Here is a 17887-nt window from a genome sequence, read left to right on the forward strand (position 1 = left end):
CTGATGCAATAAACCGATTAAAAAAACGGTCTGAAATAGGGATGATTTTAATCAGTTCAGTGTTTTTAGGCAATGATTAGCAACGGTTTCATGAAATCTGAGATAAGTTGTCTTTCTCAAAGTAAAGGCTCTGTAATGAAGTTCAGTTTATATCTGAACGTTGTAATATTTAGGAGAAAAGATTGCGTATTTTAGTGGTTGAGGACAGTAAAGTAGTGTCCCGTATTTTACAGCATCTTATCGCTCAGGAGTTGGGCTGCGATGTCGATTTCGCAGAAGATCTGGCCAGTGCTAAACAACTATTAGAACAAAAAGAGTATTTTGTCGCGATTACCGATCTAAACCTACCCGATGCAAATGAAGGTGAGATCGTTAAGTTAGTGCTTTCTAAGCAGACCCCTTGCATAGTACTGACCGGAAGTTTAGATGCACAGCAACGTAAGCGTTTATTACAGCTGGGTATCGTCGATTATATTTTAAAAGAAAACCGTTTCAGCTATGAATATGTGGTGAGGCTGGTCAATAGGCTTCAGCGTAATCAAACCGTCAAGGTGTTGGTCGCAGATGATTCAGTGGTCAGTCGCAAATTTGTCAGAAGCCTACTCGAGCAGCATCTGTATCAGGTTGTAGAGGCCGATGATGGGAACTCTGCCTGGGAGGTCCTGCAAAACCAGCCGGATATTCAACTCTTGATCACCGATTATAATATGCCGGGCCTGGACGGTTTTGGTCTTATTTTAAAGGTGAGAGAGAAATTCAGTCGAGAGGAACTCGCCATTATTGGCCTGTCCAGTGACGATGATGAGAGTCTCTCGGCACGGTTTATAAAAAACGGGGCTAATGACTTCCTGCAGAAGCCGTTTGTGCATGAAGAGTTTCACTGCCGTGTGCTCAACACATTAGATTCACTGGATATGATCCGTAAACTCTGGGATCAGGCAAATCTCGATTATCTGACCGGAGTTTACAACCGCCGTTATTTCTTTAACCAGTATGAAGAGCTGATCGTACTGAAAAAACAAAAAAGAGGGTCCTTGACACTGGCTCTGCTCGATATAGATCTGTTTAAGGAAGTGAATGACACCTATGGTCATGATGTGGGTGACGAGGTCTTAGTGGAGTTCGCCGCACGGTTAAAACGTTCTTTTGGTCAACACTTTACCGTTTCCCGCTTTGGTGGAGAGGAGTTTATTGTCGCATTCAGAGGACTTAATGAAGTGAAGTCCTTTGCCTTGATGGATAAGTTCCGCTCTCAACTGGAAAGTACACCAATATCAACCAGTAGGGGAGAGTTGTCAGTAACCGTCAGCGCAGGAATCGCGTCTCTTAGCGATGATGAGAGCCTGGACAGTGAAGAGAGTTTAGATACCCTTATCCAGCGCGCCGATAAAGCCTTGTATGATGCTAAAGAAGCGGGTCGCAACCTGATCTGTACCGAGTCTGATCATGAGTAGAACGGACTAAATCCTGAATGGTAACTCTGATACTGTCCGGCGTTGTTATCTTCTTGGCTTAATTCATAGGATATCTTTCAGGCTGAGGAAGGTAGTCCTTACTATGTTTTATATATATTTTAATAAGTTATTATTTACAGTCTATTTAGGTTTGGTATTGATTACATGTACTAAAGATAAAAGTATCAGATAATTGATGCCCCCTACATAAAGTGATAAATACAGAATTCATCTATACAACTCTTATCTGGTGAGGGACTTATTGGGTTCGAATCATCACTTACTCTAATTATATCGATAATATTGTTGTACTATTTCACCCTGAATTTAACTTAAGCGAACTCAGGTTGTTATCAGGTAATATGACTTTCTATATTTTTAATACGTTGGAGTAACTCGTGGTCGAATTAAAAGTGTTTTGGGCTTGATGGTAATGATGCTGGTTTGGTATGAACTCCTGTGATTTAAATCCGGTAATAGAAAAATGATATTTTTAATCGAGTAAAGCCTGAGTCAGGTCATGTTATTTATGACCACAAATCTTGATAATAACGATACTTATTTTTAACTGCTAAGCCAATTGCCGCCATGAAAACCGAAGATCTTGCATTATTTAATCAGGTTGTCGAATATCAAAGCCAGAGTGCGGCGGCGAGAGCCTTGGGTATTCCCGTCTCAACAATTAGCCGTAACATTTGTCATTTAGAGGAGCATCTTGGCACCCGGTTGCTGGACCGAACGACTCGTACTCTGGCACTGACCGAAGCGGGCATTGAATTGCTGGAAAGGAGCAAAAATATTCTTGCCGAAGTCGAAGCGCTGGAGCTGAGTGTGGGCCAGTTACAGTTGAAGCCGGAAGGTGCTGTAACCATCGCCGCCCCATTGGACTTTATCAACCTAGCCTGCAGCGATGCACTGAATAATTTTCATCAGCGCCATCCAAAGTTAAGAATGAAATTCATCTCCTATCAGAGCAGACAAAACCCAATGGATGTGAAGGCCGATCTGGTACTGTTTGTTTGTCATGGGAACCCGCCTGACAGCTCGTTTATTGGCCATAAACTAACATCGATAAAACGAAGTTTTATCGCCAGTCCAGATTTTATTGTCAAAAACCCATATCTTACTCATCCCAGCCAGCTGGGCGATTATCCTTGCCTGCTCTCGGCAAAAGGGGCACAGCCTGCCAATATTTGGCTGTGGAGTGAACAGCAACAGTCCCATAGCGTAGAGGTCGATGGTCCGCTGGAATCGGAAACTAATGAGCTGTGTATTACCGCTGCCGTTAACGGTGCTGGAGTGGCCTGGGTGCCGCCGGCTATGTGCCAAAAATACCTCAATGAGGGGCGATTACAACAGGTTTTTGGTGACAAGTTTACCTGTGATGTGGACATTTGGGGACTCTACTCCAGTCGTCATTATCTACCACATAGAGTACGTCTGGTGTTGGAATTCTTTCAACAGGAATTGTCGCAAATGCAGTAGTGGCATGATGTGGTATCAGCCTGGAAAGCTGATACCACGCAGATAAATGCTAGTGGTTAAAAAGATTTGGTCAGGGTAAAGACGAACGAAGAACCTTCTGCGGTGTTCTTGGCACCAAACTCATGCACATAGCGCATGTTCCCCTGCAGCAACCAAGGTAAATACAACATGTTGAGCTCAGCGCCAATGCCATAGGCTTCCTTACGTTCATTAGCAATCGTTCCTGGGCCATCCTGGCTGTCGTCGCTAATCTGCCATGTGGCGCAATAATTTATACCGGGTCGAACCAGCCACTGGTTGTCGACCATAAATTGCTTGCCTATGCCACCTTCGATGGTAAATTCGGATCCCGGACGGACATTGGTATCATCCTGCTCAGTGTGAACCAGTGTGCGGGTCAGTGCACTGATGGTCCAGGATTTCTCTGTATCCATATAATAAGTTCCGCCCGCGGTTAACATGCCCGACCAGTATCCTAAACCGGGTGAGGCCGCATCACTGACGTCATAGTCACCAGTGGGGGCAATCACTGCCAATGTCAGAATGGCATCATAACGTTCTCGGTACCAGAATAGGGCCAGAGGTTCCAGAATCACATCGCCTAACGCGAAAGAAGTGCTGGCATCGACGCCAATGGGATCAATCGAGATGTCTTTGTTCACCATTGGAATGAGGGCGTTATAGCCCCAGTTTGCACCCCAGATTTTCTTTTCTGTTATATGAACAAATCTATGTATTTGAGCATAGGCACTTAAATCAAAATCCAAGCCGACATCATCGCCATTATTATCCGTCAGGGTATCGGCGTTGTACCAGGTGTTGTACATACGGTAATGCAAGCCGGGTGGTGGCGGAGAACCTGCGGCGACGCCTTCTCCTCCCAGTGGGTAATGGGAGCCCGAGGTTGCCGCTACGGCGGTTGAGGCATTCAAAACAAGACCGGCTATTCCGGCTAGGCACAGTAGCGAACTTTTATAGTTTTTCAATTTATCTCTCCTGGTTAGACTATTCTTTATTAAAATGCCATTAGAAACATTTAAAAACCCATGACTTGTCTGCCACTGTGAATAAAATCATTGTGACTTTGAGGTGTCATTTTAAGGCGTTTGACATTTTGGTTATTAGTTATTAGTTATTAATTATGTTGGCTTGTCTTCTATTGTATTGATTGATTCCTGCTTAATTTCGTTTTGATAAAACGTTAACTTGGTAGAGACCATACTCTGTCATTTATTTACGGTCAACTCATGGGTTTTTAATTTGCAGGTGTGTTTTTTGATTATTAAGTTATAAGTCATTTTTCACTGGTGTTTATTAAAAAAACTAATTTTTAATTATAACGTGACTGCATGTTTTTGTGATACTGCGTCACTTTATTATATGCATTTGTGAGAAGCATCTTGAAAGCGGAAATTATACTATGCAGTTATTGCGAAGGTGCTTCCAGCATATTGGGATACATCAATATGCATAGTCTAGATACAAATTATCTCACTATTAACCGTTTTTTGGTTTCGACCAATTCTCAAAGATGTAGGGGCAAGCATGAGCGGACCTTGTTGAGCTGCTTGTAACAGCACATGGCCATTTCCGGATAACCATTGTCTTTCTTCCATTGATTTAATGCATCCCCCTAGCGCCTTGACGACTTCATTTCTTGGGTGACCTTCCTCCCAGTAACCCGCATTCTTCCTTATCTGGATTGATTCCTGTTTAATTGAATGTTGATCAGGTTTTAACCAGGCAGAGGCTATACGCTGTTATTTGTTACGGTCAACTTGTGGATTTCAAATTTACAGGTGTATTTTAAATTATTAATTTAGAAGTCATTTTTGAGTGGTATTTATTAATAAATTTAATTCTCAATCATAATGTAATTGCATGTTTTTGTGATGCTGCGTCACTTTATTATATATATTTGCGATAAGCCTCTTGAAAACGGCAATTATACTATGCAGTTTTTGCGAAGGTGCTTCCAGAATATTGCGCTACATTAAGATGCATGGGCTGTATACAATTTATCTCAACATTAACGGTTTTTTTGGTTTCGACCAACTCTCAAAGATGTAGGGATAAGCATGAGCGAACAAGAGAAACAAGGTGTCGACGAGAGTCGGCGTCAGCTATTAAAAATCGGTGCAGGCACCATAGCCGGTGTCGGCGTCGTGGCAGGAGCCGGTAGCTGGATCAAACATAAAGTTGAAGGTGTCGAGCAAGATGGCTATCCAGTTGAAATTTCGCCTGAATTAAAGCCCAAAGATCAGCGAGATGTGCTGCTTACTTTTGCCTGCAGTCCGGCATTGGCCGCAAAGCATCCAGAGCGTAACCTGAGTTTTAGTATGGAAAGTGCGGGTCCGATTAAACCGGGCGAAAAAGCGTTTAATTTCCAACAGCACTGTCAGAATTTCCTTACTGCCCCCGAGCGAGCCGATAATACCAAGGTTGGATATACCCAACTGGATTATGCCCTCGAAGAAGCATGCTGGGAAGGTATGAACCAGATGGCACCGATGCAGGCATTCGGTTTCCCTAATCAAGGGATGTTCGGCTGGGATCAGTCCGATGTCGCACATCAGAAGTACCCGTTTGAAGATTCGGTAGAGATGATCAGCGCGATTAAGACCGCAGCTAAGACATTCGGCGCCGTCAGAGTGGGTATTTGCCGGGCTGACAAGCGTTGGAACTATGATCCTCTCTATGATGCCACTCAAGAAAAAACCCTCAGCTGGGAAGAGGATTTTCCGTTCGAGCCTAAATCGGTCATCGTGATGCTAACCGATATGGACTATGAGGCAATGGCTTGTGCTCCGATGATCCCGGCATCCGCTACTGCGGCTATGGGCTATAGCCATAATACCTTGCAGGCCGGCGCTATGGCTAAGTTCCTGCGAAGGCTTGGTTACCCGGCCGTTGGTTCCGGTAATGACTTAGGGAACTCGGTTGCCTATGCGATTTCCGCCGGACTCGGTGAGGGAGCGCGTAATGGTCAGATAATTGCGCCAGGCCTAGGTCCAAGGGTACGTATCTCCAAGGTATATACCAATCTTGAACTCGATGACGCCGCCTACGACAAGCCGCGGGACTTCGGCATCTTGTCATTCTGTGAAAATTGCAAGCGTTGCGCCGAGTCTTGCCCGGGCAAGGCTATCAGCATGGATGATAAGCCCTCTATGGGATCCACACTCCCAGGCCATGATGACCCGGATTACAACTGGCAGGGCCAGCCAGGCATACGCAAATTTCATAACGATGCTAAGAAATGTTTCAAGTTCTGGTCTGATAACGGCGGTGATTGCGGTGCCTGTATTAGCTCCTGTCCCTGGAATAAACCGGACTTCTGGCACCACAGTTTGATCGACGGCTCCAACACCTTCACCGGCGGCGCCGTGCATAGCATGATGAAGCAAGCCGATATCCTGTTTGGCTATGGCAATGTCAACGATGAGAAGGCGGTCAAGAAATTCTGGCGTAGTGGTTTTAGCGGTGATTTCACCTAAGGAAGTAAACATATGATGGGTTTAATGTGGTTTTTGATGGGCATGGGCACTACGGCTGCCCTATGGGCTTATCTCAGTCTGCGAGGTCGCTACCAACTCGGCTGGAAAGCTAATTTGGGCTTATTTTCAGCCTTTGGTTTCGCCTGGATCTGCATCGGCTGGTCTTGGGGCTCGTTTGCCGAGGGGGAGCCCCAATCGGGTGCAATGGGCTTGATATCATTTGGCTTACCGGCCTTGGTTTTGTTTGTCATGAGCTGGCAGAAGTTTATTCAGCCTAATAAAAGAGTGTGATCTTGTAAGCTGACAGGCGGCCAATGGTTTCTATCTGTTGGTCGCCATCAATTGGCTCATCACTATTATACCGATTGGTATTAGCGGTTAAGGAGAGGCTCGTGACCCGAGTATCACTGGAACACGGATTAACGGCTCAGCTTAGAAAGAGTCGGGATCATCTTGGCGTGGCTGATATCTGCTATTGCTATGATATCAATAGCCCGGATGACTGGCGCTGTCGTATCAAAGATGGCGTTAAAATGATGAAGCTGTTCGAGAAACGCAGGCAATTGTTTGCAAGTTCTGCCAAGGCGCTCTGTTTATGGCGCAAGAAGGCATTCTATTACACTAAGATGAGTGACGAGGTCACCAGACTTTTCTCCCTGCCAGTCTATGTGTGGCCCAAAAGCAAGATGCCATCGAGGTTGCAGGTTTGCATCGAACAATCCGGGGTGGCGAGCTTGGTGACTATCTCAGTACCTTGCCTCTTTTCCCCTAAGTTGTCGGGGCGATTTATGTTGCTACTGGACAGTCAGGAACAACTTGAGGCGTTGCTGGAGCGGATGGACGATGTCGAAAAACATCTGTCGGAGCTTCAGATGAACATAGTGATCAATTACGGTGACAAGATTAATCCCTTAGTGGATTACAACATAGTGACGCCGGTTTCGGCCTTGGTACTTGGTTATCTGGCATCGGGGGAGGACAGGGAGGATGTGTCCCGAAAGCTCAAGCTTACGATGCGGGGCGTGGACTATCACATCAGCCAGCTAAAGCAGGTCTTGGGGGCGAAAACCATAGCCCAGCTTATCTATCAAGCCGGGCTGTGCCGATTAGTTTGATGAAGAAACTGCCCCGAAGTCATTTTGAAACTATCTTGAAACCAGCTTGAAACTACAGGCGATGCGTTATCGCCCAAGTCTGTTTCTACAAGCGCTATAACAACCAGGCGTAACTCAACTTCATAAAGTAGGTCTGTTCGGTGCGGGTCAATGCATCGATCTCATCATCACGGTTTAACCCATCTGAGTAGCCTAAATAAAATACACTCTGGGGATTGAGCTTATACCCGTATAACACCTCATTACCCAGTTGCTGCTCTTTCGCATCCGGTGAGCTATAGAGGTAAAGCGAAGGATCGCGCTCGATATGAGTGTAGATGCTGGAAATTCGGATAAAGTTACGCACATTGATGTGCCAGTTCAGGCGAATGTCACTCAAGTTTGCGGTGAAGAGCCTGCCATCGTCGACATCTAATGCTCGGTAGAGATGTGAGACGTCCAACGACACAGAATCAGAAATATTCCACTCCACCCCAGGATTAACAAACAACTCTGTTCCTAACTGGTCATTGGCAAAGTCGATGTTATCGCCATAGCTGAGGTCGAGATCCAGAGTCAGAGCTCGGGTTGGAATGATCTTACTGTAACCCCAACCCTTGGTCTCATTAAATAGCTGGGTGTTGCCGTCGATGGCAAGCTGTGAGCTATCGTGTCGTCTACCCACACGCTCTCTGGCCACGACGCCAAAGGCGGTATAGCTCTGCATCGAACCTTCAAATTCGACTCTCGCTTCCAGCTCCTGCTCCAGCAGTTCACCGGCCTGATTGTGGCTGATATCCCAATCGCCTCCCAGTTCGACACGGCTAATCGAGGAGCCCTGCGGGTACCAGGTATAGCCACCCCCGGCAACCAACTTGTTGACATCGACTCTACTGATAAACCCTAAGTCCGCCCTGAAGTCATCACCCGCCGATTCATACTGGGTAAACGCATACCAGTTTCGGCGCTCATGTATGTACTTGAGGTGATAAAAGCTGTCACTGAATTCACCCTCTTGCTTGGTGCGCAACACCCGCTCATTGACACCGCAGTCCGAGAGCTCACAATTGATGTCCGGCTGACAATCACTGCCGGAGCAAAACTCTTTATAGAGTTCATCCGGATATTGGGTCGAGGAGAACACATATTGCGCCGTGAAGGTGTCCTGAGGTGTGGGCTGATATTTAAGATCGCCGCTGGCAAGGTAATTATGATATTGGTCACTGCGCTTAGCCGTGATTAAGGTGCCCAGGGAGAGTTCATTACTGATATCGGCCCGATAGCGGCCGGCAAGGTTAACACTCTCCTCATCGAGACTGGCGATATCAGAACTCAGGTTTCCGGGAACCAGAAAGTTGGTTTTGGTGTCATTGCTCACCATCACGGCGAAGGTATGATTATCGACCTTGCTGGTGAGTTTCAGCCCATAGTCGGGCGAGACGATATTTCGGGTATGTAGCAGCTGAAGCTGAGTATCGAAGTAATCTTTATTGTCCAGAAAGAAGGCGCGCTTCTCGGGATAAAACAGCGCGAAGGTACTGTTGATATCTAACTGGCCAGCATCGGCCTCGACTTGTGAAAAGTCTGGGTTGATGGTCGCACTTAGTAGGGTACTTGGGGTGATCCCCCAGCGAATATCCAGTCCGGGCTCGATCGAGTTGTCACTGTCCCAATCGGCGCCGGGCTCTGGGTCGCGCTGACTGTTTCGATTAAACACCAGCGAGGGGGTTAACTGCAGGTCCTGACTGGGCTCAAGGCCCTCGAGCCCGGTCGCCGTGCCCAGCTGGCAGAGCTGACAGCTGTTATTTCTGTCTATCTGATGGGTCGATAATCGACGGACCTGATCTCTGGGATAGAAACGGATAAACTCGACCCCCCAGGTCTGCTGTGATAACTGGCTGTCGAAGTTAAACAGTCTCAGTGGCAGCTCTATCTCGACTTGATAACCTTGCTCGGTCTTGCGGGCACTGGTGTACCAGATCCCATCCCAGGCGTTACTCTCATTACCGGTCAGCTCATTCTCGATAGAGTCGGTCTGTACGCCATAGGGGTTAACGAAGAACTGATAAGCCAGCCTTGAGTCATTGAAGGTATCGAGCTTAATACCCACCAGATCGTCGCCCCAAGTATCATCCCTGTCGTTGAGATTCGCGCGAATAATATTGTCATCGACGCTGGAATCGGGATCGTTGGCAACAAAAGAGATAAACAAACTCTCACCGGTCGAAAATATCTTGGCGGTCGTCCCCACCGGAGCCAAAATATTCTCCCCCGGACTGGTCTCATATTTAAGCTCGGCGATAGCAGCGTTTTGCCACTGCACCTCGTCGAGATGCCCATCGATGGTCGCGCCATCTTCGAGGGTAGGGATGCTAAGACTAAACTGGTGACTGCTGCCGGCATAAGCGGAGAAAGCAGAAAAAGAGCCGATAGCGGAAGCCAGTAACAGGCTCAATAATTGAGTGGATAAAGGGAGCTTGAATTTTATTAGAGAGCTGAATTTCATTATTCTGCTAATTTTCATTATTTTACTGCTGAATTTTATTGTTATTTTTGTGTGCGAATTGTGACAGAAAGGTGGTGCTCAAGGCGAGTCTAATTTGTTACAAATGTTATCTGCCTTCGAATTAAGGTCTAATCAAATGCTTTGTTTGGGCTTTGTGTATTGGATGAGATGCTGAAGGTCGAACTTTTATGTCAATTTATAGCCTCTAGCAGGCTTTTAGATACGGACATCTCTTCAAGGAGGAGCAGGAATGACCCCTGTTTATAACCATCTAAACCTAAGTAATCGAATTTGTTTATGTATGTTGTGAATATGTATGGATTTTTTAATTGTTTTGTGTGGCTATACGTGTAATGTTTAGTATTCGAGCAATGATTTGAGTGTCCAAGGATCACAAGTGAAAGTAGTGAACTGCCTACACCAGCTTTTAGCCATTTGTGCCTCGCTAACTGGCATCAACCGCATTACAGCAATATCAACACTTTTACTGCTGTCCCCGCGGCTTATTATTGTCTCTGTCCCCGCTCAAGCTGCTGCAGCTGAGAAGATTTTTATCCAGTTTAAATGGCCGCATCAATTCCAGTTTTCAAAAAAGTCCTTATCACCATAAGAGATTATGGTGTGCGTTGGCACGAATTAAGATGGGAATTAATGCAAACCAGAGCTTCCTACCAGTTTGTTAATTTCTCACTGTAAATGAACGATTGATTAATTTTAGGATCACCATGCGAATGCGTTTTTGTATTGCTACCACGATGACGAAAGCATTGAAAATTAAGTGCTTCCATTGGCAGCTCTGCCTTTTGCTACTTTCTGTCTTGATTTCACCTGTGCAGGCCCAGGCTACAGATAACGTTGCGAACCCGCCGAGTATAACTCGCCTGAGTGAATTAGCTCATGAAATTCAATATCAGGATGAGGTGCTAACAACCTCAATGAGGCGTTATTCGTATACCAAGGAGGATAAATGGCTGCAACGCTACAAGGCTGCAGCTGAAATATTTGATGCGACACTTGCTGAGATTAAAAAAAGTGATCAAATTTTGGATATCTCCTCAGCCGCAATGATTAATGACGCCGCTATCCAGCTATATCGTATAGAGGGGGAGATGCTGGATGCCATCAATCAAGGTGAGCTCTTAAAAGCAAGAAAGATGATGGAGACAGAGGATTACAGCACAAACAAGACAATACTCACTCAAGGCATGCAAAGCCTCTTAACAACTTCCATGAAGTTATTGGGAAAATTAGAAAATAACCAGCAGGCGCAGGTTCAACAGAAAGTATTACTGACGGATGAAGAACAGTCCTGGCTTAAAGCCCATCAGGAGATCCGTCTTGGCATCGACCCTAGCTACCCTCCTTTCGAGTTTATCGGTAGGAATGGGGACTACGTGGGTATGGCTGCTGATTATCTTGCATTGATCAATGAACGACTTGAAACAAATATGCATATCGTTCCCGGACTGGCTTGGAGCGAGGTGATAAAACGGGCGAAGCGAAGTAAGATCGATGCGCTACCTGCCATTGGCAAGACCAAGGAACGCAGCACCTATCTGAACTTTACTCAACCCTACATGACTTTTCCAACGGTATTCCTGACTCGTAAGGATCAGTCCTCTGTGAGTGACTTTGATGACTTGGCCGGTGCCAGGCTGGCCATGGTCAAGAACTATTACTACGTAGAAGAGATCCGTAATAAATATCCAGAGATCATTCCCTATTTCGTAAAGTCACCACTAGAGGCGATAAAAGCCCTGGCGGACGGCAAAGTGGATGCAGCTATTACAAACTTTGCTGTCGCCAATCACCTGATCCTGAAACATGGCCTTGCCACCATCCGGCAGGATTCTGTCGCTGATATCAGCAGCCTGGGGTTTGGCTACGGTGTCCGAAAAGATTGGCCAGAACTTGTCACCATTCTTGACAAGGTGTTCGCTTCTATCAGCAAGGAACAACATAAGCGCATACGCGATAGATGGATTGTTTACACTTCGGCTAGTCAGAGTAAAGTCAGAGAAATTGACTTGTCTGTCAAAGAGAAAGCCTGGCTCAAGGAACATCCGGTGATGAGGGTTTCAAGCGAGCCTGATTACGCCCCCTTTGACTACCAGATTGATGGCAAACCGGCCGGTTATTCTACTGACTATGTAAAACTGTTGGCCGAGCGTCTTGGTATTCGACTTGAGTTCGTCACAGATACTTGGGCTAATCTTCTAAAGAAAGCCAAAAACAAGGAGCTGGACCTCGTCCACACGATTTTCAACTCACCTGCGGAGCGCCAAGAATACCTGAGCTTTACCAAACCTTATAAACAAGTGATTAATGCAATAATTATCCGGGATGGCATCACCGGAATCAACAAGCTGGAGGATCTGAGCTCGAGAACAGTAGGCTTGGTAAGGGGGGATTCCGTGGCCCAAATCATTCCGAAACTCGTTCCCGATGCCCAGTACCTTTATTTTGACAACTACACAAGCCTGTTAAAGGCTGTAAGCACTGGCAAGGCTGTTGCGACCATATTGGAGCTTCCTGTAGCAGCCCACTACATTCGCCAATTGTCACTAACCAATCTCAAGGTCGCAATGGAAGTTGAAGCTCTTGGTGATCGGGACCAGCAATATCGGCTAGCGGTGCGAAAAGACTGGCCAATTTTCGTATCAATTCTGGAAAAGGCCATGGATTCGTTGCGTCTTGATGAACTTATGCAACTTGAAAGCAGGTGGATGGCCCTGCCCAGCCCTGATGATAAGCATTCTGTTGAGTTAACGGGTAAGGAAATCGAGTGGATTAAGGTAAACCCCAAGATTCGCATTCATAACGAAATGGACTGGCCACCCTTCGACTTTAATGAGAAGGGGGAAGCACGAGGACTCTCCATCGATTACATGGATTTGCTGGCCAGCAAGGTGGGGGTGGAGGTCGAGTATGTCTCAGGTCCTAGCTGGAACGAATTCCTCGAGATGATGAAGAGTGGTGATCTAGATGTGATGCTCAACATAGTAAAAACGCCTGAGCGCCAGAAATACCTTCTCTATACGCCACACTATGTTGAGAACCCCAACACTATCCTGAGTAAGAAAGATACGCCTTACCACACGCTTGAAGAGCTATTCGGAAAAACCGTCGCGGTGACAAAGGGCTTCTTTTATGAAGAGGTTCTCGCTCGCGAATATCCTGAAATCAATGTTTTGCCAGTCAAGAATACGCGCGAGACTATAAACGCTGTCAGCTTTGGCAAAGCCGATGCGGCCTTGGGTGAGATGGCTGTACTTAATTACCTTATCAGTCAACATATGATGACGGATGTTTCAGTCACCGGTGAAATTAAGTTTGGAGATCGCGAATTAAGTCTGCTCAATATTGCCACACGAAAGGATCTTCCGGTATTGGCATCGATTCTGAACAAAGGCATGAATGCTATTAAACGGGAAGAACTCAATAAAATTAAAAGCAAATGGCTAGGTGAAAAGCGTAGGGAAGCCTCTGATAGTGCCTCAAGAGAGGTCAGTGATGTCAGAATAGAAAAAACAGACAACTCAATATCACAGTTGTTTATTAGTATTATTTCAGTATTTATAATATTGCTGGCCCTGGCACTGCTGTTACCTCGATTCTTCTCTGAAGATATACTGGAACGCAATTTCGGATCAAAAAAATTTCGCATAATTAGCTTGATGGTGATGAGTTTAATCGCGGGGATGGTTGTCATTTTGGTCTGGCAAACATTGCAAGAAAACAGAAAAACAGCCGTCGAAAACACGCGTAGTGACCTAAGAGTTACCCTCAAAGGCACTATAGGACGGGTAGACGCCTGGGTTGCGCAGAGCAAGAGTTTTCTAACGCTGCTGGGTAGGGATCCTGAGCTGTTTGAGATCACCGAGCAATTGCTAGCCACTGCCCGTACGCCTGACACTCTCAAGCAGTCGGAAACACTTGAACGTGCCCGTCAGTTTTTTATCGAGAGAGAGTCGGAGTTTGGCAAGATTGGATTCTTCATTATTGATGCTAATGGTATTAGCATTGCCTCTGGACGTGATAGCAACCTCGGGACAGAGAACCTTATCGCTCAACAGAAGCCAGAACTTTTGGATCGGGTATTTAATGGCGAATCGGTCTTTGTTCCTCCCATTCGTTCAGATGTAAATATCACAGACGATAGCGCCTCAGATAAAAAACCACTAACAATGTTTTTTGCAGCACCAATTCGTGACTCTAAAGGTACAGTGCTTGCTGTTCTGACTCAGCGGCTACTGCCTGAAGGTGAACTCTCTAAAATGTTGCAGTCGGGACGTATTGGCCAATCGGGTGAGAGTTACATTATCAACCATGAAGGAGCCATGGTCACTGAAAGCCGTTTCAAAAAGCAGCTATATGATATTGGGCTGCTCATCGAAGGGGAGAAGCTCGAGGTTCGTAATCCGGGTGGCAACATGCTTGAGGGATTCCGCACAAAACTTCCTCGCTCTGATCTACCTTACACCCGAATGGCAGGCGAACTGCTCCAGTTAGCTAATGGTAAGGATACCGGGGATCAGGAACAGCACTCTGAAATTATTGTCGGTACTAAAGGATATCGAGACTATAGAGGTGTACAGGTGATGGGGGCCGGGATCTGGAGTCACTATCTGGAACTAGGCATGACAACCGAAATTGATCTGGATGAGTCAATGGCTGGGTATTATAGCCTGCGTCAGAGTCTGCTGGTCATCACAGGAATTACCTTACTACTGACCATTACGGCTCTTCTTGTGACACTGATGTTAAGTGAGCGGGCGACACGTGCAATGCGCCGCGCCCGAGATGAATTAGAAGAACGCGTTGAGAATCGGACCGCGAAACTAACCGACTCGTTGAAAGAGATAAACTTTCAGCAATTTGCACTGGATCAGCACGCCATCGTCAGCATGACCGATTCCGATGGCAATATCACCTATGTTAATTCTCGCTTCTGTGAGGCCAGTGGCTATACAGAAAATGAACTGATGGGGGAAAATCTCGACATCGTTAAATCAGATGTTCATCGAAATAGCCTATACACCGCTATATCTAAAACCGTTCGTGGCGGTCGTGTCTGGCACGGTGAGCTTTGCAACAAGGCGAAAGATGGAACCTACTATTGGGTCGATGCGTCCATTGTTCCTTTTATGGGTGATACTGGAGTGGAGCGTTACATCTCTATTCAAACGGACATCACACAGCGAAAGGAAGCTCAGAGCAAGCTGTTAGAGAGCCAGGAACGTCTCAGTTTCACCCAATATGCTGTGGACCATGCCGCCGACTGCGCATTCTGGGTTCGCCCCGAAGATGCTAGTTTTGATTATGCCAATGATACTGCGTGTGAAGTTCTAGGTTATACCCGTGAAGAGCTTAATGTCATGAGTGTTCAAGATATTGAACCTGGATTTCCTATGGAGCAATGGGAAGACTGGGTTGAGTCTTTGAAATCTAATCCCTACGTCACACTTGAGAGTGTACAGCGTCACAAGGATGGTCATACGTTTCCGACTGAGGGCACCTTCTTCTTGACTGAATTCAACGGAAAAGAATTAATTGTTGCCTTCACTAGAGATATCAGCGCTCGAAAAGATGTCGAAATAGCGCTTTTGAATGCCAAGGAGGAGGCGGAGTACGCCACCAAGGCAAAGTCCGACTTTTTGGCTAATATGAGCCACGAAATCCGCACGCCTATGAATGCCATCATCGGCATGAGCCACCTCGCTTTGACGACAGACTTGAACCGAAAGCAACAAGACTATGTCAATAAAATACACAGCGCGGCCAACTCACTGCTGGGCATCATCAACGATATTCTGGATTTCTCCAAGATTGAGGCCGGAAAATTGGAGATGGAGTCAGTGCCGTTCCGTTTGGGTGAGACACTGGAACATCTGACTCACGTAATTACAGTCAAGATGCGGGAAAAGGGACTGGAGCTGCTAATAGACATTGCCCCCACTGTGCCGGATGGGTTGTTAGGAGATCCGCTCCGCCTCGGTCAGATACTGATTAATCTCGCCAACAATGCCGTTAAATTTACCGAGCAGGGCGAGATACTGATCCGTGTCGAAGCGCTGGCATCCTCAGAGGAGCTGGTAACGCTGCAGTTCTCCGTAATAGACAGCGGTATCGGCATGACAGAAGAGCAGGTCAATAAGTTGTTCCAGTCGTTCAGCCAAGCCGATACCTCCACCACCCGTAAATATGGAGGAACGGGTTTAGGCTTGACCATCAGCAAGACTTTAACTGAGATGATGGGCGGAGAGATTAAGGTCGAGAGCAGTTACGGAAAAGGCAGTGCCTTCATCTTTAGCGCCAATTTCGGCTTGGCAGATGCACCTATACTGGAAGTGCCAAAAGTTGATTTATCGGGGCTTCCTGTATTGGTGGTGGATGACAGTCCTGCGGCCAGAGAGATCATGCAACATCTGGCTGAAAGACTCGGTTTCCGGGTGGAGTTAGCCAGCAATGGCGCGGAGGCCTGGGAGAGAGTCCAGCAGGCAGAACAGGCAGGTACTCCCTTTAAACTGGTATTTATGGATTGGAAGATGCCTGGCATGGATGGCGTTGAGGCGAGTCGGCATATTAAGACAGATACCCGTCTAAATACTCCTCCCAAGGTTGTTATGGTGACGGCCTATGACCGTGATGAACTGCAGCAGCAGCTAGATGACGTGCAGGTGGAGGGGGTACTGAACAAGCCCGTCTCCAACTCTACCCTGCTCGATGCCACCATGGTTGCCATGGGATATGAAGAGCTTAAGCCCCTGACGGTTTCAAGCGACCTGGGGGTTGAGGTCGTGGCAGAGATGCGAGGAGCACGGATCCTTCTGGTGGAGGACAATGAGGTCAACCAGCAGGTAGCGAAGGAGTTGCTGGAACTGGCACAAATGGTCGTCACCATCGCAGAGAATGGCAAGGATGCTATCGACAAGGTGAAGCAGGCCCCCTTCGATGCGGTGCTGATGGATATTCAGATGCCAGTCATGGATGGTTACACCGCCACCCGTGAGATGCGTCAAGATCCCAAACTCATAGAACTCCCCATCATAGCAATGACGGCCAATGCCATGACGAGTGATCGGGAGAAATGTCTGGCGGCCGGGATGAATGACCATGTGTCCAAGCCCATCGACCCCAAAGAGATGTATCGTACACTGGCGCAGTGGATTGAACCCGGTGAGCGTGAAGTCCCCGTCGAACTGCTGCAACGGCTGGCTGAATTCAACAAAGGGGGAGACGAGTCGCCACTGGAACTCCCCGGCTTTGATGTAGATAAGGCGATGGCTCGTATGGGCGGCAGTGCGCGGGCCTATCGCAGGACCTTGACTAAGGTTCTGGAGTCTGAGGCCGATGCCATGGAGCGGATTAGTCAGAGTTTGATTGAAAGCGACAGGGAGAGCGCCGTACGCATTGCACATACCTTGAAGGGCGTAGCTGGAAATATTGGGGCTAACACTTTGCATGCTGAGGCGAGCAAACTGGAAGCCGTCCTCTTAGAGGAACAGCCAGAAACGGAGTGTATGACAGTGACCGGGCGAGCGCTGAATGAAGCTATGGAGACTATTAGTGACGCCCTGCAGTCTGATATGAAGGGATCTGTCCAGGATAAGTCAAATATCGTAGCAGGAATTGATATGTTAGATGCATTGAGAAAAATCTCCGAGCGCATCGATGATTTTGATTCCACAGTCGAAGAGGCCGTAGAAGATCTACTGCTGGGGATAGACGAAGTTGAACTTCATGGTTCACTGAGTAAGTTACAGCGTTATCTCGGCGATTATAATTTTGATGCCGCTTCAACCCTCGTAGACGAGATAATGAAGAGTGTTGCGGATAGGTAATGCATCA

At 46.8% G+C, this 17887-nt stretch carries 9 protein-coding genes and 1 pseudogene; 7 read left to right on the forward strand and 3 right to left on the reverse strand.

Going from position 1 to position 17887, the window contains the following annotated elements:
- Window positions 1-182 precede the first annotated feature (182 nt).
- Together EKG38_RS16430 and EKG38_RS16435 are read left to right on the forward strand one after the other, a co-directional pair.
- Window positions 183-1454 carry a response regulator gene (locus tag EKG38_RS16430; RefSeq protein WP_126521312.1) on the forward strand — a complete coding sequence of 424 codons (1272 nt, stop codon included), beginning with the start codon at window positions 183-185 and terminating at the stop codon, window positions 1452-1454.
- A 588-nt stretch (window positions 1455-2042) separates the two neighbouring features.
- Window positions 2043-2939: a LysR family transcriptional regulator gene (locus EKG38_RS16435; RefSeq protein ID WP_126521313.1), complete on the forward strand. Its 897-nt coding sequence runs from the start codon at window positions 2043-2045 to the stop codon at window positions 2937-2939.
- A gap of 56 nt (window positions 2940-2995) precedes the next feature.
- On the opposite strand, the gene EKG38_RS16440 is transcribed toward EKG38_RS16435, so the two are convergent.
- A complete protein-coding gene (locus EKG38_RS16440; RefSeq protein WP_246033193.1) occupies window positions 2996-3925 on the reverse strand; it encodes a SphA family protein in 930 nt (309 codons plus the stop codon).
- 575 nt (window positions 3926-4500) lie between these two features.
- Window positions 4501-4645, reverse strand: a pseudogene (locus tag EKG38_RS25245) (IS5/IS1182 family transposase); the annotation flags it as partial.
- A gap of 372 nt (window positions 4646-5017) precedes the next feature.
- Here EKG38_RS25245 and EKG38_RS16450 point away from each other — a divergent pair.
- From EKG38_RS16450 to EKG38_RS16460, 3 genes are all read left to right on the forward strand, one after another.
- The gene (locus tag EKG38_RS16450) at window positions 5018-6436 is read left to right on the forward strand and encodes a reductive dehalogenase (protein WP_126521314.1); all 1419 of its coding nucleotides are present in this window, start codon (window positions 5018-5020) and stop codon (window positions 6434-6436) included.
- Window positions 6437-6448: 12 nt separating this feature from the next.
- Window positions 6449-6727 carry a VcrB family reductive dehalogenase putative membrane anchor gene (locus EKG38_RS16455; RefSeq protein ID WP_246033194.1) on the forward strand — a complete coding sequence of 93 codons (279 nt, stop codon included), beginning with the start codon at window positions 6449-6451 and terminating at the stop codon, window positions 6725-6727.
- A 101-nt stretch (window positions 6728-6828) separates the two neighbouring features.
- Complete coding sequence (locus tag EKG38_RS16460; RefSeq protein ID WP_185826883.1) at window positions 6829-7551, forward strand: helix-turn-helix transcriptional regulator; 723 nt, start codon at window positions 6829-6831, stop codon at window positions 7549-7551.
- Between the two features lie 94 nt (window positions 7552-7645).
- Here the strand turns inward: EKG38_RS16460 and EKG38_RS16465 are convergent, their stop codons facing one another.
- Entirely contained in the window at window positions 7646-10036 is a 2391-nt protein-coding gene (locus tag EKG38_RS16465) for a carbohydrate binding family 9 domain-containing protein (RefSeq protein WP_185826884.1), read from the reverse strand.
- Window positions 10037-10433: 397 nt separating this feature from the next.
- On the opposite strand from EKG38_RS16465, the gene EKG38_RS16470 reads away from it, so the two are divergent.
- Together EKG38_RS16470 and EKG38_RS16475 are read left to right on the forward strand one after the other, a co-directional pair.
- The gene (locus tag EKG38_RS16470) at window positions 10434-10646 is read left to right on the forward strand and encodes a hypothetical protein (RefSeq protein ID WP_126521316.1); all 213 of its coding nucleotides are present in this window, start codon (window positions 10434-10436) and stop codon (window positions 10644-10646) included.
- A gap of 115 nt (window positions 10647-10761) precedes the next feature.
- Window positions 10762-17880 carry a transporter substrate-binding domain-containing protein gene (locus EKG38_RS16475; protein WP_126521317.1) on the forward strand — a complete coding sequence of 2373 codons (7119 nt, stop codon included), beginning with the start codon at window positions 10762-10764 and terminating at the stop codon, window positions 17878-17880.
- The last annotated feature ends 7 nt before the right edge of the window (window positions 17881-17887 follow it).

It is taken from the genome of Shewanella canadensis (assembly GCF_003966225.1).
In the GTDB taxonomy this organism is placed as follows: domain Bacteria; phylum Pseudomonadota; class Gammaproteobacteria; order Enterobacterales; family Shewanellaceae; genus Shewanella; species Shewanella canadensis.